Source organism: Pseudomonas sp. PS02302, assembly GCF_029959585.1.
GTDB classification, from domain to species: Bacteria; Pseudomonadota; Gammaproteobacteria; order Pseudomonadales; family Pseudomonadaceae; genus Chryseomonas; species Chryseomonas aestiva.
The window spans coordinates 28418-52266 of sequence record NZ_JASCON010000026.1 but is presented as its reverse complement, the minus strand read 5'-3'; the positions used below and the strand labels follow the sequence as shown (position 1 = coordinate 52266).

The window sequence follows — 23849 nt, the reverse complement described above, 5'->3', positions numbered from 1 at the left end:
CTTTTCGATACCCGCCGCGGTTCCCGCCATGTGAAGGTTAGAGACAGGTCCTAGTCGTCGCGTACTGGCCGGTGTTACGGCCAAATAGTAATGTCGTGATCCAGCCAGATAGAAATGTCCCGATCACGTATGGCAGCTAGCCTAGCGGCTTTGCAGCCGATGCGGAGCGATCAGGATGTCAGCCTACGAGCGGATCACGATGAGCCTACGCGAAGTCGATCGCCTCAAGGTCATCCAGGCGGTGACCGAGGGTTTCCTTACGCCCACACGCGCCGCCCAGCGCCTGCAGCTGAGTACCCGGCAGGTTCACCGCCTGGTGCAGCGTTACCGGGACGCCGGCGTTTCGGGCCTGACCTCACGTAAGCGCGGCCAGCCCAGCAATCATCAGCTGCGGCCTGGCCTTGAGCAGCGTGCCGCCGCTCTAATCCGGCAGCACTACCAGGATTTCGGTCCCACGCTTGCGGCCGAAAAGCTCGTTGAATGTCACGGCTTACGCCTGGCCAAGGAAACCGTCCGGCGCATCATGATGGATGCCGGGTTATGGACGCCGCGTCGGCAGCGACCGCCCAAGGTGTACCAGCCACGCAATCGCCGGGCCTGCCTGGGCGAGCTGATCCAGATCGATGGCAGCGATCATCGATGGTACGAGGACCGAGCACCGGCATGCACCCTTCTGGTCTACATCGACGACGCCACCAGTCGCCTGATGCACCTAGCCTTCACCCGCAGCGAATCGACCTTCAGCTACTTCCAGGCTACCCGGGCCTACTTGGAGCACCACGGTAAGCCCTTGGCGCTCTACAGCGACAAGGCCAGTGTGTTTCGAGTCAACAGCAAAGATGCTCAGGGTGGCAATGGCCACACGCAGTTCGCCAGGGCCATGTTCGAGCTGAACATCGATACCTTCTGCGCCAACTCCAGCCAGGCTAAGGGCCGCGTGGAGCGAGCCCATCTCACCTTGCAGGATCGCCTGGTCAAAGAATTGCGACTACGAAACATCAGCACCGTCGACGCCGCTAACGCTTATCTGCCGCTTTTCATGGCCGATTACAATCGCCGCTTCGGTAAAATTGCCCGCTCGGATTTCGATGCGCACCGGCCTGTCAAGGCTAAATAGAAATGTCGCTCTGGTGACTAAGTAGAAATGTCTGTCTCACCGGCGCAGTAATCTTGTTGTGGACCGCTGACGAAAGTGCGCAGGCGCAAACGTCCACTGTGCAGGTCACGGTTGCAACGTTCAACGCGCTGGGTGGTGGTAGGTGGTGTTCGATTCGGGCTGCTCAACTTGCTACAAGGGGATGATGAGTGCCTGAAAGCAATCAAAACATTCGCCTCACCTACCTCCGCGTTAGGAGTTGAGCTGGACCGCAGCTTTTTCTAATGCTTTAGATTCTGGCTCGAGTTTTCCTTCTTCCTTCTGTCGCGCGCGGGGTGGGTGAGTAGGAAGTTGGAGCGCGGGCAAAAGGGGGGCAGGTGGTGCCTGTGAAGCTGGTTTTTTCTAGGGCAGTATATTTTTAGGTGTGCAGAAAGCGCCACAGGGCGCTTTCTGTCCGAGCCTCAGATGCGCGGCATCAATCGTCTACGGCCAAACAGACGCGTAGCCTCAGTTGGTCGCTTTGACGTTGGATGCTTTATCCGGCTGACGCCCTTCCTGCGCCAGCGTTTCATGCATCTCTCGATGCTGCTGGAGCGCCGCCTGGCTATCGCGGAAATCTTCGTTGTGCGAGATCGAGCGCTCGCTGCCATCTGCGGCATAGCTGAGGCCCGCAACGGCGAGGGTGGCGGCAAACAGGGCAGTTTTAAGGAACGTCATGGTGTTTCTCCTTCTAGAGTGCAGCGTGGGTATAAGAGCCACTCTAGAGGGGCGCGGCTAACGCCAGGATGAGCCGCCCATTACAATCCTGTCATCCTGCCGGGGGCTGTTCGCGACGGCGCAGGACGCTGTGGTAGAGCGCAGGCAAGACCAGCAGTGTCAGGGCAGTGGAGGACAGGATGCCGCCGATCACCACGGTCGCTAGCGGGCGCTGTACCTCCGCCCCGGTGCCTGTCGCCAGGGCCATGGGAATGAAGCCCAACGAGGCCACCAGCGCCGTCATCAGCACCGGCCGCAGGCGGACCAGCGCGCCCTCGCGCACGGCGATATCCAGCGGCTTGCCCTCCTCCAGCAGGCCACGGATGAAGGAGACCATCACCAAGCCATTGAGCACCGCGACGCCTGACAGTGCGATGAAGCCCACACCGGCCGAGATCGACAAGGGAATGTCCCGCAACCACAACGCCAATACCCCGCCTGTCAAGGCGAAGGGAATGCCGGTAAAGACCACGAGGCCGTCGCGCAGATTGCCGAACATCATGAACAGCAGCACGAACACCAGCAGCAAGGCCACCGGCACCACGAGTTGCAGGCGGGCGGCGGCGGCCTGTAGCTGCTCGAATTGGCCGCCCCAACTGGTCCAGTAGCCTACGGGAATTCGCACCTGGTCCGTGATGGCGGCAGTGGCATCCGTCACGAAGCTACCCAGGTCCCGATCGCGCACATTGGCACTGACGATCACCAGACGCTTACCGTCTTCACGGCTGACCTGATTCGGCCCCAGCACCGTTTCCAGGCGCGCCACATCGGCCAGGGGAATGAACTCGACGCGCCCTTCCACCGCCGGCAATGGAATGGGCAAGCGCGCCAGCACCGCCGGATCGCTACGCAGGGCTTCCGGGAGGCGGATCATCAGATCGAAGCGGCGATCGCCCTCGAAAAGCGTGCCGGCCTTGCGTCCGCCGAGCGCAGTTGCGACCACATCCTGGATGTCACCGACATTGAGGCCGTAGCGCGCGGCTCGCTCACGATCGATCTGCACGCTCAGCAGCGGCAACCCACCGGTCTGCTCTACCTTCACCTCGGCAGCGCCGGTGACCTTCTGCAACACCCTGGCGATGTCCGCAGCGGTCTTGTTCAGCACCGCCATGTCGTCGCCGAAGACCTTGACCGCCACATCGCTGCGCACGCCGGAAATCAACTCGTTGAATCTCAGCTGGATCGGTTGCGACAGCTCGTAATTGCTACCGGGTACACGCGCAGCCGCTGCTTCCAGCTCGGCCATCAGCTGCTCGCGGGACTTGCCTGGATCAGGCCACTGCGCCTTCGGCTTGAGCATCACGTAGCTATCAGAGATGTTCGGTGGCATCGGATCCGCGGCGATCTCGGCGGTGCCGGTACGCGCGAATACCCGCTCCACCTCGGGTACCTGATCCAGGATGGAGCGCTCCAGGCGCTGCTGCATGTCCACCGATTGCCCCAGGCCGGTACCCGGCACCCTGAGCGCCTGCAGCGCGAAATCACCTTCGCTCAAGCTGGGCACGAATTCACTGCCCAGGCGCAGGGCCAGCAACACCGTCAGCACCACGCTCAGGCCAGCGCCGGCGAACACCAGTGGCCGCCGACGCATGGCTGCATCCAGCGCGACGGCATACCCGCGCCGCGCCGCGCTCATCAGCCGATTGTCCTTCTCCTGCACCCGACCCGTGACGAACAGCGCCACGGCCGCCGGGACGAAAGTAATGGACAGCAACATGGCGCCCAACAGGGCGATCACCACGGTAAAGGCCATGGGATGGAACATCTTGCCTTCCACACCCGTCAGGGCGAACACCGGTAGATAGACCACCATGATGATCAGCTGCCCGAAGATGAGGGGTCTCCGCGCCTCGCGGGCGGCGGCGAACACTTCCTGGAAGCGCTCCCGGCGATCGAGCGCCCGACCGTGCCGTTCCTGGGCATGAGCCAGCCGGCGAATGGCATTCTCCACGATCACCACGGCGCCATCGACGATGATGCCGAAGTCGAGCGCACCCAGACTCATCAGGTTGGCGCTGACCCGATTCGCGGCCATGCCACTGAAGGTGAAGAGCATCGACAGCGGGATCACCAGCGCCGTGATCAACGCCGCGCGCAGATTGCCGAGGAAGACGAAGAGCACCGCGATGACCAGCAGCGCACCCTCTACAAGATTCTTGCGTACCGTAGCGATCGCCTTGTCCACCAGCGTGGTGCGGTCGTACACGGCGACCGCCTGCACGCCTTCCGGCAGGTTGCGGTTGATCTGCGCCAGGCGCTCGGCCACTGCCAGGGCCACCTCGCGGCTGTTCTCCCCCACCCGCATGAAGACGGTGCCAAGCACCGCCTCTTCGCCATTTTCGGTAGCTGCTCCGGAGCGTGACTCCTGCCCGACCCCGACCGTGGCCACATCCCGGATCCGTACCGGAGTACCGTCCACGGTAGCGAGCACGATGGTGGCGATATCCTCGACGGAGGCGAGCTGCCCCGGTACCCGAATCACCAGCTGCTCCCCGGCGCGCTCGATGAAACCGGCGCCGACATTGGCGTTGTTCCGCTCGAGCGCCATCGCCAATTGCTCTAGGGTGATGCGATAGCCTGCCAGCCGTTTGGGATCGGGCGCGATCTGATATTCCTTGGCATAGCCGCCAATGGTGTTGACTTCCGCCACCCCGGGCACGGTGCGCAACTGGGGTTTGACGATCCAGTCCTGGATCTCCCGCAGATCGGTGAGCGTATAGGCTTCGCCGTCAGCGCGGCGCGCCTGGGGCGCGGCCTTCACCGTCCAGAGGAAGATTTCCCCAAGCCCCGTGGACAGCGGACCCAGGTTGACCTCCACACCCTCTGGCAGGGCTTCGCGCGCACCCTGGAGGCGCTCGCTCACCTGCTGGCGAGCGAAGAACAGATCCGTCCCATCGGCGAAAATGACACTGATCTGGGCAAAGCCCGAACGCGACAACGAACGGGTCCGCTCCAGTCCCGGCAGGCCGGCCATGGCTGTTTCCAGCGGATAGGTGACCCGCTGCTCGACCTCCAGCGGCGAGGCGCCCGGTACTTCTGCATTGATCTGCACCTGGACGTTGGTGATGTCCGGCACCGCATCGATGGGCAGGTGGCGATAGCTGTAGATCCCGAGTGCAGCGATGCCGAGCGTGGCAAGCAGCACCAACCAGCGCTGCTCAATGGCGAAGCGAAGAATACGTTCGAACATGATGCGCCCTTAGTGGGAGTGCTCGGCCGAGCCCTTGCCCAGTTCCGACTTGAGAATGAAGCTACCGCGATCGGCCACCACCTGGCCGGCGCTCAAGCCCTGACGAATCTCTGTGCGCTCACTGTCCCGGACCCCGGTGACCACGGGTGTCGCCTGAAAGCCGTCTGCCGTCCGGACGAACACCACGGTGCGATCCTCCACGACATGCACGGCGCCATTGGGCACGCCAAGTACCTTGGCCCGTCGCTCGTCATCGAGCCGCACCGTAACGAACAGACCCGGGCGCCAGGCGCCCGCCGGATTGGCTAGGGTGACGCGCGCGGTCGCCGCCCGGGTCTGTTCGCCCAGCAGATTGCCAACATGCGCCACGGTGCCCTCGGTGCGGCTATCCAGCTCACCCGCGAGTACCTCCACCTTTCGGCCAACGGTGACTCGATCGAGGTCACGCGCAGGAACGGCGAACGTGGCCCAGACGCGGGACAGGTCGGTGAGCGTGAAGAGGTTGCTGGCTTCGTCCACCCGCTCACCCAGGACCAGGTGCTTCTCCACCACCACGCCGTCGAAGGGCGCGCGCAGCTGGTAGCGACTGCCGCCCTGAGCGGAGGCTGCTCCACCCAAGGCCTGTGCTTTTTGACGGGCGTTGCGTACAGCAATCTCGGCTTCCTGCAGTGTCTGCCGCGCCTGCAGTAGATCCTGCTCGGCGCTGATCCGCTCCTGCCAGAGGTTCTGCTCGCGGGCATACAGGGTGCGCGCCAGTTGCAGCCGCTGCTGCGCGGTCGCCAGCTCGCTGCGCACCTCGGAAAGCTGCTCGCTGGCAATGACTGCTAGCACCTGTCCCTTGCGCACCCGGTCTCCAAGATTCGCCTTCACCTCCTCGACGACGCCGGGCGTACGGGACACCACGTGAGCGGTACGATCTTCATCGAAGCGAATCTCGCCCGGAAGACTCAAAGAGGCGCCAACGCTCACCGGCGTGACCACCTGGGTTTCGATGCCGGCTGCTCGAATCTGCTCTGCGCTCAGCTCGACTTCGCCTTCGGCATGCGTCTCTTCGCCCTCGCCATGGGCGCCCTCGTTCGCGTCATGGCCGTCTTTGCCTTCGTCCAGAGCAGGGCGAGGCTGGGTCGCCTCAGCCTTGGCATCTGCCGATTTCATTAGGGGGGCAGCGGGTTCGGGGTGGTCGTGACCGGTGCCCGCCTGAATGGTACTGAATGGCAGCCCACCGCCAATTACTGCAATCAGCAGCGGCCGCAGCAGTCTCGGCCTGAATGAAGTCATGGTCATGCAAGAACTCCGCACCGGGTCTGATCCCGGGATCTGTAGCGTCATGGGGAGGTGAAGAGCGAGCCGTGGAGGCGTTCGAGGCGGGCCCAGGCATTGATCTGCGCACGTTGAGAGAGCAGGTACTGACCCCGAGCGGCAATGAGGGCGCGCTGGGCTTCCAGCACATCCAGCTGGGCAAAACGTCCCAGCGAGAAGCCGCGAGTTAGGTCATCGACCGTACGCTGGCCCGCCGGCAAAACCCGGTTGCGCAAGTCGTCGACGTCAGCTGATGCACTACGCCAGTCGCGCAGTGCCTGCAGGGTTTCGGCCTGGATCTGCAGCTCGGTCGCTCGCTGTAGATCCCGGGCCTGGTCAGCGCGACTGGACGCGGCGAGCAGGTTGCCCTGGTTGCGATCGAAGAGCGGTAGCGGGAGCGAGAAGCCCACCAGATTGACCCGCTCCCCCTCGAGCTCGTCGTATTGGCTGCCCAGGCTCACCCGCACGTCCGGATAGCGCTGGCTGCGCTGCAGATCGACGTCGGCATCCCCGGCGGCTACCTGCCGCCGCGCCTTGAGCATCGCCGGTGTCTGGCGGATCGCCTGCAGCAGTAGGGCTTCGCCGGGAGGTGCGGGCAGACGATCCAGGTCACCGACCGGCTCACCGAGCTCGGTCACGGAGACACCCAATTGGCGGGCAAGACTCACCCGCGCGTTGTCACGCTGCTGCAGTGCGCGTCTCAGCTCCAGCCGCTGGGTGACCTGTTCTACCTCCGCGCGGGTACCCGATACCGGTGAAATCTTGCCCGCTCGAATTTGCGCCCCTGAGCTGTCCAGGCTGCGCTGGGCCAGTGCCTGCGATTGCTCGGCGAGCCGCACCCCTTCAGCGGCCAGTAACAACTCGTAAAAACTCTGGATGACGTCCGCCCGGAGGGCATAGCGTCGCGCCTCGAGGTCCGCATTGACCACGCCAGCGTTGGCCTCGGCCACCGCCACCCGGGCGGCGCGCTTGCCACCCAGTTCAAAGGGCTGGGTGAGCGTGAGACTGCGCGTCTGACTGGCAGAGCGCGTGTCCTCGACCTCGAAGGCGAGTTCCGGGTTGGGCAGGAGGCCTGCCTGCTGCCGTGCACCTGCGGCCGCGGCGGTCTCCTGGCGGGCCGCCAGGTAGTCGGGATTGTCGCGCAGGGCCTGGGCCAGCGCCTGCTCCAGGGTCAGCGATGAGGCCTGGACCGGTCCGCCGGCGAGCAGCAGACCTAGCCCCAGCGCCAGACCCATCAGGCGCCATGGGGCGGGATATCGACATGGAAGGGATAACGGCACTGCAGCGACTCCTGTGCAGAAGGCGCGACGTTCGAAGAGATCGTCGCGTGATAGCGGAGCCGACTCTAGGGAGCGCCACCTATCGCTCCGGTGACGCCAACATTACAAAGCTGTAAGGAAGTTGCCGCCGTCCAGGTATACCGGCACGCTTGATCGCTTGACTCTCTAGCGGCTACAGGCTTCAGCCTCCGCAACATCCTCGACACGACTGATACAGACGATGCGCTTACTGATAGTGGAAGACGAAGCCCGCGCCGCGGATTATCTGCAGCAAGGCCTCACGGAGAATGGCTATGTGGTTGATCGCGCCGCGACCGGGATTGATGGTCTGCATCTGGCTGTGCAGCAGGATTACGACCTGATCCTGCTGGACATTAATCTGCCGACTATGGACGGTCTGGAGGTCCTGGAATTGCTGCGGCGACGCAAGCAGACCCGCGTGATGCTCCTAACGGGCCAGAGCCGAACCAGCGAGCGCGTCCGAGGACTGGACGCCGGCGCTGACGACTATCTGACCAAGCCGTTCGAGTTTCCGGAGTTGCTCGCCCGCATCCGCGCGTTGCTCAGACGCGGCGAAACGCGAGTGGTCAGTGATACCCTGCACCTGGCCGATCTTGAGCTTCATCCCTTTCGCCATCGTGCGTTTCGCGGGGACCAGCGCATCGACTTGACCAGCAAGGAATTCGCGCTACTTCACCTGCTCATGCAACGCCAGGGCGAAGTGCTCTCCCGCACCGAGATCATCTCGCGCGTTTGGGACATGAATTTCGACTGTGACACCAATGTGGTGGAAGTCGCCGTTCGACGCTTGCGGATGAAGGTCGATGAGCCCTTCGGGGAGGCGCTTATACATACAGTACGAGGCGTTGGCTACGTGATGGAGCGCCGTTCATGAGACCCATGAGCCTCGCCCTGCGCCTGGGGATGATCGTCACAGGCGTGGGCTTGCTGCTGGCTATCATCTTGGTCGTTATGGTGTACAGCGTTCTAGAGCGGGAGCTTGATAAGCGTGCTGTTGACCAGCTGCAAGCCAAATTAGGGCAGATCCAGCACAGCCTGGAAGAGCGTCCTGCAGATCCTACCAAAGCGCCTTGGCAGCACGTACTAGCTGACGCTCTGCTCGGCCACGATGAGCTGTCGGTCACCGTGCTTTCGGCGGAAGAGGACACACCCCTGTATGGGCTTGGCTCCCATGCCTATGCCGATGAGCTACGGCCGGGCCGTTGGCCAGACACCCAGACGTTGGCCTGGCATTCTGATGACGGCCACGATCTATTAACTATCCGGACTAGCCTGACCATCCCATCGCTGCCTCCACTACAGCTACTGCTCAGCCAGGACCGCAGCAGTGATAGATTTTTGTTGGATGCTTTCCTACGTGCAGCCTTGATAAGTCTGCCGATTCTGCTACTGCTGATTGGCGCCGCGGCGTGGTGGACGGGTTATCAGGGCCTTGCGCCGTTACGCCACTTCCGCCGTACTGCCCGTGCGATTACTACCCGGCAGCTGACATTGCGAGTGGATGACACCAATCTGCCTGCAGAAGTAGCTGATCTAGCCATCGCGCTGAACACGATGTTGGAGCGCCTCAATACGGGCGTGCAGCAACTAGACCGCTTTGCAGACGACGTTGCCCATGAATTGCGCGCCCCGCTCGGGATCCTCATAGGTCGAACGCAGATGGTACTTAGCCGGAAGCGTGACGAGGCCACGTATCAAAAGGCCTTGGAGGACTCCCTAGACGAACTGGACCGCTTGAGCCGTATTGTCGCGGACATGCTCCTCCTCGCGCGTCTGGACAGCCACGAACCGCTAACCTCACTGAGCCAAGTGGCCGTCGAGCAAGAGACACTTAAGGTCTGTAGCCTGTTTGAGGCTTATGCCGAAGCGCGCGAAATAGAGCTGGTAGTCAAAGGACAGCTTCAAGTCGAGGGCGACAAGTTGATGATCCAGCGTGCGCTATCGAACCTGCTATCAAACGCTATTCGCCACGCTTATCCAAGAACGGCTGTGATAGTAGAGCTTGCCGCGCAAGAGGAAGGTGGTGGATGGGCAGCTGTGATAAACCAAGGATCTCCCATAGATCCGGATGAGTTATCGAATGTCTTCAATCGCTTTTACCGGGCTGGCGATCAACCTACAGGCGGCAGTGGATTAGGGTTGGCGATCGTCCGCGCGATTATGATTTCTCACCGGGGCCTGGTGCATGCCGAATCTCATGAGGGAATGACGCGCTTCACGCTGACATTTCCTCCAGCAGTTACGCCCGTAACCAACTTTGATGAACAAGGCGAAGCGGAAGCGCTTTGTTCCCCCACCAATAGATAGGTGTGAGCACGATGCTGGTCGATATGGCAGCGTAGACATGTCAATAACTAACCCGGAGCTGTTATAGACAGGGCTGCATATGCAGGACTTCCCGACCAGCGTCTTTCTGCAGACGAACTACAACGTCTTCCAATGCAGCAAGCAGCGCGAGGATACTCGGGCAACCTGTTTATTCGTTTTTACGCATATACGAATGTACACATACCCCTGCCCATGAAGCTGCTTATCTCGCCCGAAACGATCGAGGTGCTGAAGCAGACCTTACGGCCTGCCCGAAGGCTGGGTAACCCAGTAACTGCAGTTGTGATTGGCGCGAGGATTTGCCGTGGGACACCTTTCAAACCCTCCCGGTCATCAACGAGGAATGCCAGCTTATTGGCGCAGCAACCTTAGCCCGTTGCCCACTACCAAGAGGCTGGCTCCCATATCGGCGAATACGGCCATCCACATGGTTGCTTGCCCAGTGAAGGTCAGCAGCAAAAAAGCGGCTTTTAGGCCAAGTGCAAGCACGATGTTTTGCAAGAGCACCTGAGCGGTGGCGCGAGAGAGCTTCACAAAGGTTGGAATCTTGCGCAGATCATCGTCCATGAGGGCCACGTCTGCTGTCTCGATGGCCGTGTCGGTGCCCGCAGCCCCCATCGCAAAGCCAATGTCGGCGCGTGCCAATGCCGGGGCATCGTTGATACCGTCTCCTACCATGCCGACCTTACTGGACTGGGCAAGCTGTTCGACTTCGCGCAGCTTGTCGGCCGGTAGCAGGTTACCTTGGGCGCGATCTATTCCGGCCTGAGCAGCAATCGCTTGGGCGGTATGTGGATTATCGCCCGTCAGGATCACGGTCTGGATACCCAGCGCATGCAGCTCGGCTATCGCATTGCGGCTGCTGTCCTTGATGGTGTCGGCGACAGCGAAGATCGCCAGTACATCGTCAGCCCCTACCAGCATCACCACGGTCTTGCCCTCGCTTTCGAGCGCCGTGATGCGCTGTTTCAGGTCCGAGGAGCACCCCCTCAATTCGTCGACCATTCGATGGTTGCCAAGATGATAGGTCTGTCCATCGATTACACCGCGTACGCCCTGGCCAGGCAGCGCGGCAAACTCCCCGACCTCTCGCAGCACCACACCGTCGCCAACGGCGGCTTTCGCGATGGCTTTGGATACCGGATGGTCAGAGCGGCTAGCGAGACTCGCTGCAATGCTGCGACTGCTATCGGTCAAGGCGCTGTTCAAGGAGATTGCGTCGGTCTGCTCGGGTTTGCCGTGGGTGAGCGTGCCGGTCTTGTCCAAGGCTAGCCACCGCAGCTTGCGACCATCCTCCAGATAAACGCCACCCTTGATGAGGATGCCTTGGCGTGCTGCAGCAGCCAGTCCGCTGACGATGGTGACCGGAGTGGAAATGACCAAGGCGCAGGGGCAGGCCACCACCAGCAGAATCAGGGCCCGATAGAGCCAATCCATCCAAGCTGCGCCCAGAAGCAGGGGAGGTAGTACCGCCACGGCAATTGCTAGCACGAAAACGGCAGGCGTATACCAGCGGGCGAATTGATCGACGAAGCGCTGGGTTGGAGCGCGGCTGCCTTGCGCCTCTTCCACCATTTGGATGATGCGTGCCAAGGTGGAGTTGCCGGCCACCGCCGTGACGCGATATTCGAAGGATCCAGACTCGTTGATAGTGCCGGCATAGACCGGATCGCCGGGGGCCTTTTCAACGGGAAGGCTTTCCCCAGTGATCGGCGCTTGGCTCACGGTGGAGCCGCCCTCTAGCAGCACACCATCGAGCGCGATGCGCTCGCCCGGCCGCACCCGCACCCGGCTACCGATAGCGACCTGCTTGGCCTCCACATCGAGCCAAGTACCGTCAGGCTGCTGCACCGTGGCTTGCTCGGGGGCTAGATCGAGTAGGTCCCGGATGGCATTGCGGGCACGATCCAGCGATTTGGCCTCAATGACCTCGGCGAGGGCGAATAACACCATCACCATCGCCGCTTCCGGCCAATGGCCGATCAACATGGCCCCGGTGACGGCAATCGACATTAGGGCGTTCATGTTGAGATTGCGGTTCTTAAGCGCTATCCAGCCCTTTTTGTAAGTGGACAACCCACCCAGGGAGATGGCAATCAACGCCAGTACCAGGACCGACCAATGATTGCCACCTAGATACCAGTACATGCCCTCAGCGGCTATTGCAGCAGCAAGAGAGAAGCCGAGCGGCAGCCACGGCGTCGAGTCGCTATAGGCCCTTGATGGTGGAGTGCGATAATTCTGGGTGTCCAGCTCCTGAGCTTCGAAGCCTAGCGACTGGATCGCATCGAGTACCTTGGCTAGCGCGCTGGCGGTATGACGCACAGTCAATGTGCGCTGCATCAGATTGAAGTCCAGATCAACTACACCAGGAAGAAGGGTGAGCTTTTTCCGAATCAGGGTCTCTTCGGTAGGGCAATCCATCTGGGCTATGCCAAGACGGGTAATCTGCGTGCTCGGGTCGTCTCCCTGACGCACCGCCTGCATACCGACCGCTGACAAGGCTTCTTCCAATGGGGTCAGCGAAGGCAGGTTGTGCCGTACGATCAGCGTGCGCTTCATCAGGTTGAATTCCAAGCCGACAACGCCGGACAAGCCCCCCAGCTTGCGCCGAATGAGCGCTTCCTCTGTGGGGCAGTCCATATTCTGAATAAGGTAGTGAGCTTCCCTAGCCTCGGCCAGGGCGCTGGCCGTCGGTTCGGGCGTAAGAAGAGGGCCTGACGCAGCCGAGCTGCAACCGCACCCCTTTGATCCGCAATCGCTCATGTCAGCCCCCACTTTCACCGTTGAATGGGGAGCATTACAATCCCTATAGTTACTATAGAGTCAAGCACTCAAGGCGGCCGAAGTGGACATGAGGATTGGGGAGCTAGCCCGGCTCACAGGATGCGAAGTTGTGACCATCCGCTACTTCGAGAAGGAAGGGCTGTTGTCGGAGCCAGCACGTAGCGCCGGGAATTACCGGTTGTACAGCAAGGCACACCTTGAGCAATTGCAGTTCGTTCTGCACTGCCGCACGCTGGACATGACGCATGCCGAGATTCGTGCCCTGCAGGGCCTGCGCGAAAACCCAAGGCAGGACTGTAGCGAGGTCAACGCGCTGCTGGATTCCCATCTCCAGCAGGTGGAGGCGCGGATCGTGGCATTACTGCAGCTAAAGCAGCACATGACTGCCTTACGTGAAAGGTGCGGTGGAGCGCGCCCCATCGAGTCCTGCGGTATTCTGCAAGGGCTAGCGGATTGTTCTTTCCATACCCAAGGGCCTATTAGGACTAGTGAGCCTTGAGCCCACATTGGATATATCCGAACTCTGCAGGGAGACACTGAGCAGCAGCATGAGCACCCATTTCAGCTTTCTACTCTGAAGCCCCGTATCCCAACGCTCTGTGCATACCTATTGAGCGCGTCGAGCGACCGAAACACTCTCACCAATTCGCGCCGGTAGCGGAGAGGAAAATGTCGGCTTTCTTTGCTGTAGCGTACCTGTAGCTGCCATCCATGCCCCTCAGGGCCTGGAGTAGCACGCACATCCCAAGCGGCCCCGGCTGCAACTAGGGCGGCCAGGCCCTCAGCGCTAATCGACTGACGCATGACGGTTGCGCTTTGGGACGCAACTGGTGATTGCTGGGCTGGCCGCGCGTTCTGGAGATCAGCCCTGATACGCCGGTGTCCCGGTAACGCTGCACAAGGCGGTGAACCTGCCGTGTACTCAGCTGCAGCCGCTGGGCAGCGCGGGTAGGCGTGATAAAACCCTCAGTCACCGCCTGGATGACCTTGAGACGATCGACATCGCGTAGGCTCATCGTGATCCGCTCGTGGGCTGACATCCTGATCGCTCCGCATCGCTAGCAAAGCCGGTAGGCTAGCGGCCACAGGTGATCGGGACATTTCTATTTGGCTGGATCGCGACATTACTATTTGGCCGTAACACGCCGACTTCCGATAAGTAGCCATTCTGGTAAATCGGCCCCGACACCTGGCCGGGGCCTGGTGGCCAGACCCTATGGGTGTGGCTACCAGATTGCCAGTGCCTGGCCCTACAGTGCCGCCTCCTGTGTCGCCCGGCACCGATTGACGGTGCTGGTCGAGCACTCCAATAGCCTGGCCGTCCCGCGCACTGACATACCTTTGGCCAGGCACTCGCGAATTCGCGCGTGCAGCTTCTCATCCCGCGGTCGCCCTTTGTAGACCCCCGCCTCTTTCGCCTTGCGGATTCCCTGGGCCGCCCTGGCCCTGCGGGTCTCATAGTCTTTCCGGGCTGTCGCTGCCAGGAAATCCAGCAGCATTTGCGAGAGCGCGCGCGTCATCCACTCTTGGTACCCATCGGCGCCGGCAGAGGCTGGCCGCAACAGAGCATGGGTCATCGGCAGGTCGAGCGACACCACGTGCAGGCCCGCTTGGGCGATCCGGTCCCGCAACTGGTCCCAGGTCGCGCGGTCGAGACGTGTCAGACGGTCCACCGCTTCCACCAGCAGCACGTCCCCAGGTTCGGCATCTGCCAGAAGGCGCAGCAGCTCGCGACGGTCCAGCAGAGTGCCCGAAGCGTTTTCGACATAGGTCGCGGCGATCCGCGTCCCGTGCTCGGCGGCGAAGGTGCGCAGGGCCTCCCGGGCGCGGGTGGCGTCTTGATCGTCAGTAGAGGCACGAAGGTAGGCGCGAACGAACATGGCGGGCTCCGGTGTAGTCGTTTGGCGTATCGAAATATACCCGTAGTCGTTTGGGTCTGTTTGACTACTTTTCGCCACGCCTTGGGCCAGGCCGATAGGTGTAGCGCGTGAGGTACACCCTATTCGATGCATTGGTTGGGATAGTAGGCTGTTCAGAAACTAATATTTCCTAGCTTTAACCTTCAACCTAGGCAGAAAGGCACTACACTTATCAATCCGAATTCAGACAGAAGAAACACTATGGGCAAAGCAAAAAAAGCAAAATTATCCAGACCAAAAAGGGATGACTTCACAGCCGCGACAATAAGGCTTCTCAAAGACATTTCCTCAAATATCTGTTCAAATCCAGAATGCAGAGTTCACACTCTAGGGTGCAAACAGCTAAACGATAGCCCTTTGAGCATCGGCGTTGCCGCACATATAACCGCAGCTGCAGAAGGAGGCCCACGGTACGACGCCAGCTTGACTTCAGCACAACGCAGGGACGCCAGCAATGGCATTTGGCTCTGTCAGAATCACGCCCGCCAGATAGATGTAGATCCAAACGCATTCTCGGTTGAACTCCTCCTACAGTGGAAGGCACAATCAGAAAGACGCTCTAGTCAAATGGTTGGGCAAAAGTCTTTCCTTGAGAGCGAAGTGAAAGACGAGATAAGAAAGGAAACAGGTCTTTTTTTAGAGCGATATATCCGCAGGGATGAGAGCCCAACCCAAACACCTCTTGCAACAGCAATATATGGGTACGAGCAAAGCCTGTCCAACTTAGACCCTAGATTCAATGTAAGAGTTTTTGCCACTAACAACGAGACCCGTCACGAAATTACAGCTGCTTGTGAAAATGCAACGGTAGAACTTCTCATCAAAAACATAGTGAACAACCCGGAATTTATTAATTCCGCAACTGCACTATTTGAGGAAGGCCGCGAACTAACAATAGAAAGCCCGAACTTCAACTTTAAGGGCTCAAAGCTTTTTGAGTCAATTATTGATAATTCAGCCCAGGGAAAGATAACAATTGGAGGCCATAAGAGGCGGATCCAGACCCATCTTATTGGTGTAGACGAGGAAGGGAAAGAATTTTTGATAGATTCATTTCAATCCTACTCGACCCATGGCAGCAAAAGGTTAATTGCGGAGGGAAGCGCCCTCGCAGGGCTTGTAAAAATCGAACTAAACCTCATTTTTGATACCGCATTTAGCAAGATAGACATACACTTCAGCGCAGCAGCCTGGACGGGCAAAGACTTACTTAAGATCCCATATTTTTCACGAATCCAAAAGATAGCGGACAGACTTCATCAAGGACATATACTTATAGATTACGATGTTGGAGATGACATAGCAAGATACGGTACAGACAGCAAGTCGATAGCTCAGGAATTCATCCACCAGCTCAACTCAATCATTAGGCTATTTGAGAAAGCTCGCTTGATAGCAAAGCAAATCAGCGAACCGATCATCATAAAGAATATAGATATAAACCCCGAGCTTGAAGAAAGACTCAATCAATACTCAGAGCTAATAACCGGCAGCACATCCAGCGAAAGGTCTCCAGGCCAAATTTGCGAAAGCGAGCTAGAAGCATGGGAAGATGGAGCTCTAAAAAATACTGGAATCCTAGAGGAAAACAATTCAATAATAAAAATAACAGAGATAGGAGGTGCTATTTTTGACCTGTTCGGCCAAAAAATTCAGGCTCCTCGCATTACCTCAACCATTAGCCACGTTGAGGCATCACCGTACTGCCTATTAGATGAGCAAAGTAAAATTAGAGTCAGCTTTACTAGCACAGAAAAATCAATAATAACCACGTCATTGGAAAACGAGAATTGGAAGAAGGTCAACTAGAGCAAAATCTAGATACTCCATACCTGATCAATATTGGTGGTGAAACCCTTACTCAGCAGCTCCCGCCTCATACTCCACCCCGGCGCTTCACGGATACGCGCAGCGCGCAAAGTGCCGCGGCCGTACTTGCGGTTCACCGCGTCGAGGGTGGCCATCAGTTGACCAGCGATAGCAGGCTGCTCCGGCGTGAAGAGATCACCAGTGATCTCGCCGCGCTGGCAGATTTCGGCCAGTAGGATTTCAGCCTTTGAATAGGCGTACCCCTCCCGGTAGATCCGGGCCAGGCCGAACTGGGCGTACTGAATCAGCACCCGAGTGTCATCAGTGGGATATGGCAGCTGTAGGGTCACACTGTTGGCATAGCGTGGCTGATCGGGATTGAACATGCCGGTCTGGATTCCCACACGGAGCACCTGGCACAGGGATTTCTGGGCTCTAAGCTTTTCTGCGGCGCGAGACGTGTAGCTGGCCACCGCCTCGGCTAGCGCTGAGAGGTTGTGCTGTCGGGTACCGAACATGCGGCTGCTGCAGATCATCTGCTTTGGGGGCTCGACCTCCTCAAGGTTGAGACAGCGCACGCCCCGAAGCTCCCGGGCAGTTTTCTCCAAGACAACACTGAATTGCTTGCGCAGGGACCAGGCATCGTACTGGGCGAGGTCCCAGGCCGTTTGGATCCCCATGGCCTCGAGCTTCACCTTCAGCCGGCGGCCAACGCCCCACACCTCGTCGACGGGCAGCTTGCGCAGCACCTTGTCACGTAGGTCTGGATCCCGGAGATCTACCACACCGCCAGTGCGATCGACCCAACGCTTGGCAGCATGGTTGGCGAGCTTGGCAAGGGTCTTTGTATTGGCTATCCCGACGCCGACCGGGATGCGTGTCCATTGAAATACCTTGTCCTTGATGGACCGACCGACATCGATCAGCGGCTCCGGTATACCCGTGAGGTCAGCGAAGCACTCATCGATGCTGTAGATCTCGTACGCCGGCACCAAGCTGCCGATCGTACGCATCACGCGGTCACTGACGTCACCATAGAGCGCGTAGTTGGAACTGAATGCCTGAACGCCATGCTGACGCGCAAACTCCCGCAGCTGGAACCACGGCGCCCCCATCTTGATCCCGAGCTGCTTGGCTTCGGCGCTACGCGCGATGACACACCCATCGTTGTTGCTGAGGACCACCACCGGCACGCCGTTCAGGTCAGGCCTGAACACTCGCTCGCAGCTGCAGTAGAAGCTGTTGCAATCGATGAGCGCATAAACCTGGTCAGGCATGACCGAGACGCCGCAGGCAATCGGTAGCGATGCCCCAAACCTCGAATTCGTCTTCCTCCCGCATAGGGATAGGTTTGTAGTGGCGATTGGCCGAGTGCAGCTCGTACTGGCCGTTGGCATTTCGCTGCAACGTCTTGATCAACGGCTCGCGGTTGAGCGCCGCGACCACAACATCACCGGGCACCGCTTCACGTGCCCGCGTGATGATCAGCAAGTCATTCGGGAAGATGCCGAGGCCCATCATGCTGTCCCCGGTAGCGCGGACGATGTAGGTGTGCGGAGCCTTGATGTTCAGCAGGTCATCAAGGGAGATGACCGATTCGAGATGGTCCTGCGCGGGGGATGGGAACCCGCAGGGGACACGGAAGAGGAAGACCGGTAGGGCCGTTTCAGACGGAGCCAGATTGGCAACAAATTCGATAGACATGGCAAGGCAAGCCTCCTTTCGTCAGACTGTGTATTTATACAGTTAGCAAATGGCCGGCTTCGCTGTCCATTGAGCATCGCTCGTCGCCGACGACCGGGGGTCACGTCACAGGGACCAGTGGCTACCCCTGGCATCAAAAGCGTGTGATTTGAAGCATGGCGTTTGGACGTCTAGCGTAACGGTTACATCGCTCAGGTCACTTGCGAGAGACAAGGCCGATGTAGCGGTAACCTTAGATCACATTAATTCATGGTTTTACCAACACAATATTTCTCAAGGACTATGGCATGAACTGCTATCTATGCAACGACCCATTAACACAACAAAATAATTCCGGCGAGCATATAATTCCGAACTCCATAGGTGGCATCAGAGAAGTCAAAGGCTTTATTTGCAGGGAGTGCAACGGAAAAGCCGGAGAGACTTGGGATTCGGATCTATCAAAGCAGTTTAATCAGCTGGCCTTATTTTTTCGCGTGGTGCGGGATCGAGGTGAAAACAAAGCAGAGGTGATTGAAACAACCTCAGGCGAAAAGCTGATCTACAACAAAGGCTCACTGAAATTTTATAGCCCTGAGCGAAACATCGAAGAAAAGGACGATGGCGTTCATATCAATATCAAGGCTAACGACATGAAACAAGCCCGGCAAATCCTGCAAGGCTTGAAACGCACGTATCCTTCATTAGACGTAGAAGAGCTATTATCCACAGCAAAACCAGAATCTATTTATCCCGAAGGGTACATGCACTTTAAACTCAGATTTGGAGGCGTGGAAGTAGGGAAATCTTTCGTAAAAACAGCTCTAGCCTTATTATCCGCGAACGGCATAAACCCAAGAATCTGCGAAAGGGCAAATGATTTCCTACTAACCAATGGAGAACCATGCTTCGGCTACTACTACCATCAAGACCCTCTGATCGATAGACCTGCCAATGTACCGATCCACTGCATCTGTGTAAAAGGCAACAAAACAAAAAGAACGATCCAAGCATACCTGGAGTACTTTGGGATATTACGGGTTGTCATGTCATTAAGTGCTGAATACGAGGGCGAGGATTTTGCCGTTTCTTATGCAATTGACCCTACCAAGGGAATCGAGTGCCCTATTGATTTTGATTTCAGCCTCGACGAAGTTGACATAAGAGGAGTCTACAACTATGAATTCATGGATCACCAAATGGTGCAAGACTGCTTCCACGCAGTCGTACCCAACGAACTTCAAAGACAAGAAGACCAGCACCTTACAGATGTTATAGAGTCCGCGAGCAAGGAAGTACAGGCCCGCTTTTCAGGCAAAGCCGACTTCAGTACTGATGAGTTCGTCGATGCGTATATGGAGAAACTCTTACCCTACATCGAGCATCAGGCAAGACGGAGAAACTTCTCAGATGATGAAACAGAATAGTGCGAGTTAATTACAAGCTGCCTTTAACGGTTGCCAGCCGCCATAGTGATTGGCAGGAGCCCTTCCGAACAGGCTCTAGCCAATGCACAATGGCGGCGTAATTTATCGATCCGACAGCTCATTGACTCCTTCTTGGTAAAGCAACTGGAATTGCTGCACCAGTTACTGAAATCCAGCCTGGTCAGACTCGTACTTTCTCTCTTCACCGTCCACATATGCTACGAAGACGAGACCACTTACACAGTCAAGAAGACCGACTTCATGCCAGCCCAGATAGTCGGCACGATACGGATTTTCTGTTCGGGTCCAAAAGTAAGATTTTGCATTCTCTCCGGACTGAGCAGGCACCACATACGACTGCTCACTGAATCCATCCTTCACGAACACCCGAAAGAACCTAGATTTTTCAGCCATTACAACTCCTTATAAGATGCTGAGGCCAGCATCTCGATATCGCCAACCTCATCGTAATATTCAGGCTCAGTATCCCCTGGATCTCGTCTGCCATACCGCCCGAAACCTAGATGTACAATCTGGGCTTTCCGGCTGCACAGGATTTTCTGTCCTGATAGCTTCCAAGCTCGGATCAGCTAGGTCCTATCAAGCAGCTCCAGCAGCTCCTGTGCAGAGTTACACTGAGGCGAGAGCAGAACCTGCCGCACCTTCTCATATGCGCGAGCGGCTTGCTCGTAGGGCAGGTGACTCTCGTCGTAGTGCCAGCCCGCTCCTGCCAGAGCTGCGCACTTCAACTGGCGTGCTGCACCCCATCCCTTCCAGCCTTCCCAACTGGGCTGTGATCTGATGACGCCTACGCCCCGTCCAAGCTTTTCCAAGAAGCCGGTGTTGGCTTTCGCTTCAGCCTCAGCTAGCTCTGCGATCGCGCGCTCCACGTGTATATAGCTCGGGAGAGGCCCTTCAATTCGGTACATTTCTGTGGCCGTGATCGGCCCGATGTCACGAAGCTCGTCTCTGAGTCGCATGGTTGAACATCCCGCATAAAGAAAGTGATGGCGTCTCGAATGGTAACCGGAGACGAATCAGATTCCGTCGAAGCTAGCGATCCTTGCCCGGAAGGGCTTCCACTCATTCTCCGGCGTACTAGGTAGGCAGATCGCCACGCTCACCTGCTGCCCAGCCTGTGGATCTGCCGGCTTTATCGCAACGTGACGATAAACGGTGAAATCGGGCCTATACATCGTCGAGCTCTGGCTCCGATGGTATTCCCAGATGCCGTACCCGTTCGAGGTACTTACCTGGCGCTCCAGATTGATCACGCCACCTTTTTCCAGCCGAATCACTAGCACCTTAGTAGCCCTCTCAGCCAAAGCACGCATCATAACCTGCCCGCCCTCAGCACCTGGTCAAAGGGCGACCTATAGGCTGCTGAACCCTAAAACCTAACCTCCTGAGACCTGGATAAGGTTTCCTACTGACCCCCTTCCGCGCTTCTGCGACCGTGCACGGCATCCTGTGCGAGGTCTCCTATGAAGCGCCCTTCCCTCTCTCAAACGCTTGCCGCTGTGGGCTTTGCTGCCTTGTCGGGTGCGTGCCTTTATCTCTACGTAGAGCTGTCTCACGTCAATCGTGACCTGAACGCGACGGCAGACCAGAACACGGTCCAAGCAATTACCCAGCGTCTGGACAAGATGCAGGACCAGATGGATGGCTTCGCCGGCGGCAAGCCTGTCCAAGACGCCGATTTCCGGGCAAGTCAGCAAGCGCTGTCTCAACGGATCGATACCGCCCAGGCCATGCTGGTGGAGATCCAGCGTGCCAATCAGACCGCGCTGCAGGGCATGGCCCAGGCCGGCGACCTGGTGGTGCTCGAGGCGAAGATCGAAGGCATGCAAAACGACCTTGGCGACTTGCGCAGAAAAGCAGTGGAGCCTGCCAAGGCACCGCCCCCGCTGATCGTTCCCAAGCAGCGCAGTGCTCCAGCAACCGCGCGCAAGCCCGAGCCACCCAAGCCGGTCGACACCCCTCCCCCCTTCACAGTGGTCGGCATCGAGTACCGCGGCGGCGAGCGTTTCCTCTCCGTCGCACCGCCCGGCAGCACCCAGCTCAGCGAGCTCTACCTGGTGCGCCCGGGCGACAACGTCGGCGGCACCCGCTGGCGGCTGGCCAATCTCGACGACCGCCAGGCGCAGTTCAGCGTCGACGGCGCGACCCGCTCCCTTCTCGTCAAGTAGCTGAGGCATCCCATGCGTCCCCTGTACTCCACCATTTCCGCTACCTTGATGCTCGCCTGCTTCTCAAGCCCGACGAACGTGTCTGCTGCGATGCCTTCGTACAAGGAGGTTGAAAGGTTCGAAAGGGAAAAGGGAACCGATGAGCGCAACAGCAACGTTCTTCAACCGAGGGAGATCCCCTCCACTGCGCATCAATCCTCGCTTCCACCTACGGATGAGGCCAGTGCGCGAGAATGGGGTCTCAGCAGCCAGGAATTCCGGCGCTACCGGACCCTGATGCAGGGCAGTCGTGGCGTCTACTCTCCCGGGCTAGATCCGCTCACCGCCCTGGGCATCGAGGCCCAGTCCGATGCGGAGCGGCGCCGCTACGCCGAGCTGCAGGTCCGCGCTGAGGCGCAGCGGGTACAGAAGGAGCTGGCCTACGACCAGGCCTACCGCGACGCCTGGAATCGCCTCTACCCGAACCTACAGCCGGTACAGGCCGGCGGCCAGGCAACGCCGCAAGCCAGCCCCGCAGTACGCGGCAACGGGCGACTCGCCGTGTTCGTAACGGACAGCTGCGCGGCCTGTACCGAGCGGGTCCAGGCCCTGCAGAGCGCTGGCCAGGCCTTCGATCTCTATTTGATTGGTAGCCAGAACGACGATGCCAAGATCCGCCGCTGGGCGGTGCTCGCCGGCATCGATCCGGCCAAGGTGCGGACCCGACAGATCACCCTTAACCACGACGCCGGGCGCTGGGTCCAGCTCGGCCTGGGCGGTGAACTGCCCGCGGCCGTACGCGAGGTGAATGGGCAATGGCTCAGGCAATGATCAAAGCGCTCGGCGCCGGTGTGATCCTGCAGGCCTTCGCGATCGGCGCCCAGGCTTCCGAGACACCGCCGCCCGCCTATCAGCTGGCCGCCTACCAGGCCGGCATCCCTTCCGAGGTGCTGTACTCGGTTGCTCTGCAGGAGAGCGGCACTCGCCTGCGCGGCCAGACGCCTGTACCGCACTGCTGGTCGCGCTCAATACCGCCGGCGCCAAACGCGTCGACGTCGGTATCGCCCAGGTCAACATGGGCTGGAACGGCCACCGCTTCGGCCGCGGCGTCTCGCCCTGTGAGGCGCTGAACCCCTACAAAAACCTGGAAGTCGCGGCCCGGATGCTCGCCGAGCTGCGCGCCCAGGGCGGCGACTGGATCAATGTCGCCGGCCGCTACCACCGCCCTGCCGGCGGGGCGCCTGCCGCCAAGTACCGCGAACTCTTCGCCAAACATCTGAGCCGGGTCACCGGCCTGAATCTCCTGGCCTCGAACCCATGAAGCAGATTCTCTCCCTCCTCACCCTCACCGTGACCCTTCCGCTGGCCGTCCAAGCCGCCAACCTCACCGTGGTCGAAGACCGTGGTGGCGTCTCCGCCCTGCCCTATTACCAAGGCCTCAATCCAGAGCCTGCGCAGACGCAGCACCAGGCACCGGTGCCACAGCCCACCCTGGCACAGGGTTTCCCGGTGCGATCGCAGCGGCTGACTCCCGGCACCGTCCAGGGGCGCGCGCTCAACGCACCCGGCCTGCAGCCCTTCTTCCTAGTCGGCGACGACGAGCTGTCTCGCCAATGGCTGGCCAGCCGCGGCGAAACCCTGCAGCGCCTCGGCGCCGTAGGCTTGGTCGTCAACGTTGCCAGCGCCGATCGCCTGGCGGTGATTCGCCGCTGGACCGGCGGCCTGGCCGTCAGCCCTGTCGTCGGCGATGACCTGGCCGCCCGCCTGGGCCTTACCCATTACCCCGTGCTCATCACCGCTACGGCACTCGAGCAATAGGAGCCCACATGCCCAGCCCCCAATCCATCTACCTGACCCTGGTGATCCGGATGCCCAATGGCCAGGCCGCCCGTGCGGCCCTGGCGGGGGATGTCGAGGTCCTGGTCGACCTCCATGGCGGCAAGGTCACTGGCCGGTCACTGGACGACAAACTGACGCTCTGCGAGCGCTTCGAGGCGGCGCTTTCACCTGGTGAAGCCGAGGCGATCCGCCAGGAGCACGCCGGTGGCCTGCCGCTGCCAGGCGCTGGCGAGGTGGGGCGCTGACC

General features: G+C 59.4%; 19 protein-coding genes and 3 pseudogenes. 11 read left to right on the top strand and 11 right to left on the bottom strand.

Features of this window, described 5'->3' with window-relative positions:
* Positions 1–175: 175 nt before the first annotated feature.
* Positions 176–1108 (top strand): annotated as a pseudogene (locus QMX82_RS11170) (ISNCY family transposase); the annotation flags it as partial.
* Positions 1109–1603: 495 nt separating this feature from the next.
* Here QMX82_RS11170 and QMX82_RS11165 read toward each other — a convergent pair.
* The 4 genes from QMX82_RS11165 to QMX82_RS11150 form a co-directional block, all read right to left on the bottom strand.
* On the bottom strand, positions 1604–1813 hold the full coding sequence (locus QMX82_RS11165) for a hypothetical protein (protein WP_058786667.1): 210 nt from the start codon (positions 1811–1813) through the stop codon (positions 1604–1606).
* Positions 1814–1904: 91 nt separating this feature from the next.
* Positions 1905–5042, bottom strand: a complete 3138-nt coding sequence (locus QMX82_RS11160) for a CusA/CzcA family heavy metal efflux RND transporter (RefSeq protein ID WP_058786668.1) — start codon at positions 5040–5042, stop codon at positions 1905–1907.
* A gap of 9 nt (positions 5043–5051) precedes the next feature.
* Positions 5052–6320 carry an efflux RND transporter periplasmic adaptor subunit gene (locus QMX82_RS11155; RefSeq protein ID WP_391564147.1) on the bottom strand — a complete coding sequence of 423 codons (1269 nt, stop codon included), beginning with the start codon at positions 6318–6320 and terminating at the stop codon, positions 5052–5054.
* 47 nt (positions 6321–6367) lie between these two features.
* Positions 6368–7576: a TolC family protein gene (locus tag QMX82_RS11150; protein ID WP_058786669.1), complete on the bottom strand. Its 1209-nt coding sequence runs from the start codon at positions 7574–7576 to the stop codon at positions 6368–6370.
* A gap of 265 nt (positions 7577–7841) precedes the next feature.
* On the opposite strand from QMX82_RS11150, the gene QMX82_RS11145 reads away from it, so the two are divergent.
* Positions 7842–8516, top strand: a complete 675-nt coding sequence (locus tag QMX82_RS11145; RefSeq protein ID WP_058786670.1) for a heavy metal response regulator transcription factor — start codon at positions 7842–7844, stop codon at positions 8514–8516.
* Positions 8517–8521: 5 nt separating this feature from the next.
* Entirely contained in the window at positions 8522–9949 is a 1428-nt protein-coding gene (locus QMX82_RS11140) for a heavy metal sensor histidine kinase (protein WP_184286725.1), read from the top strand.
* A 372-nt stretch (positions 9950–10321) separates the two neighbouring features.
* On the opposite strand, the gene QMX82_RS11135 is transcribed toward QMX82_RS11140, so the two are convergent.
* Positions 10322–12532, bottom strand: a complete 2211-nt coding sequence (locus QMX82_RS11135) for a heavy metal translocating P-type ATPase (RefSeq protein ID WP_425326784.1) — start codon at positions 12530–12532, stop codon at positions 10322–10324.
* A gap of 292 nt (positions 12533–12824) precedes the next feature.
* Here QMX82_RS11135 and cadR point away from each other — a divergent pair, with 292 nt between their 5' ends.
* On the top strand, positions 12825–13256 hold the full coding sequence (gene cadR, locus QMX82_RS11130; RefSeq protein ID WP_442969383.1) for a Cd(II)/Pb(II)-responsive transcriptional regulator: 432 nt from the start codon (positions 12825–12827) through the stop codon (positions 13254–13256).
* 265 nt (positions 13257–13521) lie between these two features.
* Here the strand turns inward: cadR and QMX82_RS11125 are convergent, their stop codons facing one another.
* Both QMX82_RS11125 and QMX82_RS11120 read right to left on the bottom strand, forming a co-directional pair.
* Positions 13522–13773 carry a helix-turn-helix domain-containing protein gene (locus QMX82_RS11125; protein WP_241493298.1) on the bottom strand — a complete coding sequence of 84 codons (252 nt, stop codon included), beginning with the start codon at positions 13771–13773 and terminating at the stop codon, positions 13522–13524.
* A 234-nt stretch (positions 13774–14007) separates the two neighbouring features.
* Positions 14008–14637: a recombinase family protein gene (locus QMX82_RS11120; RefSeq protein ID WP_058786674.1), complete on the bottom strand. Its 630-nt coding sequence runs from the start codon at positions 14635–14637 to the stop codon at positions 14008–14010.
* A gap of 240 nt (positions 14638–14877) precedes the next feature.
* Between QMX82_RS11120 and QMX82_RS11115 the strand changes: the two genes are divergently transcribed.
* Positions 14878–16485: a hypothetical protein gene (locus tag QMX82_RS11115; RefSeq protein ID WP_153007513.1), complete on the top strand. Its 1608-nt coding sequence runs from the start codon at positions 14878–14880 to the stop codon at positions 16483–16485.
* Between the two features lie 8 nt (positions 16486–16493).
* Here QMX82_RS11115 and QMX82_RS11110 read toward each other — a convergent pair whose 3' ends face one another.
* Positions 16494–17762: a Y-family DNA polymerase gene (locus QMX82_RS11110; RefSeq protein ID WP_058786675.1), complete on the bottom strand. Its 1269-nt coding sequence runs from the start codon at positions 17760–17762 to the stop codon at positions 16494–16496.
* Complete coding sequence (locus tag QMX82_RS11105) at positions 17755–18189, bottom strand: LexA family protein (protein WP_282283398.1); 435 nt, start codon at positions 18187–18189, stop codon at positions 17755–17757. The genes QMX82_RS11110 and QMX82_RS11105 overlap by 8 nt, the downstream gene beginning before the upstream one ends.
* Positions 18190–18476: 287 nt before the next feature.
* Here QMX82_RS11105 and QMX82_RS11100 point away from each other — a divergent pair, with 287 nt between their 5' ends.
* Positions 18477–19595, top strand: a complete 1119-nt coding sequence (locus QMX82_RS11100; protein ID WP_058786676.1) for an HNH endonuclease — start codon at positions 18477–18479, stop codon at positions 19593–19595.
* Between the two features lie 162 nt (positions 19596–19757).
* On the opposite strand, the gene QMX82_RS11095 is transcribed toward QMX82_RS11100, so the two are convergent.
* Both QMX82_RS11095 and QMX82_RS11090 read right to left on the bottom strand, forming a co-directional pair.
* Positions 19758–20009 (bottom strand): hypothetical protein, encoded by a 252-nt coding sequence (locus tag QMX82_RS11095; RefSeq protein ID WP_282283395.1) that lies wholly within the window; start codon positions 20007–20009, stop codon positions 19758–19760.
* A 176-nt stretch (positions 20010–20185) separates the two neighbouring features.
* A complete protein-coding gene (locus QMX82_RS11090; RefSeq protein ID WP_058786678.1) occupies positions 20186–20575 on the bottom strand; it encodes a hypothetical protein in 390 nt (129 codons plus the stop codon).
* A gap of 504 nt (positions 20576–21079) precedes the next feature.
* Between QMX82_RS11090 and QMX82_RS11085 the strand changes: the two genes are divergently transcribed.
* From QMX82_RS11085 to QMX82_RS11065, 5 genes and pseudogenes are all read left to right on the top strand, one after another.
* Entirely contained in the window at positions 21080–21784 is a 705-nt protein-coding gene (locus QMX82_RS11085; protein ID WP_153007514.1) for a methyl-accepting chemotaxis protein, read from the top strand.
* Positions 21785–21964: 180 nt separating this feature from the next.
* Positions 21965–22594, top strand: a pseudogene (locus QMX82_RS11080) (TIGR03759 family integrating conjugative element protein); the annotation flags it as partial.
* Positions 22579–23084 (top strand): annotated as a pseudogene (locus QMX82_RS11075) (transglycosylase SLT domain-containing protein). The pseudogenes QMX82_RS11080 and QMX82_RS11075, both read left to right, overlap by 16 nt.
* The gene (locus QMX82_RS11070; RefSeq protein ID WP_058786682.1) at positions 23081–23581 is read left to right on the top strand and encodes an integrating conjugative element protein; all 501 of its coding nucleotides are present in this window, start codon (positions 23081–23083) and stop codon (positions 23579–23581) included. Before QMX82_RS11075 ends, QMX82_RS11070 begins: the two are co-directional and overlap by 4 nt.
* 8 nt (positions 23582–23589) lie before the next feature.
* Entirely contained in the window at positions 23590–23847 is a 258-nt protein-coding gene (locus QMX82_RS11065; protein ID WP_058786683.1) for a hypothetical protein, read from the top strand.
* The last annotated feature ends 2 nt before the right edge of the window (positions 23848–23849 follow it).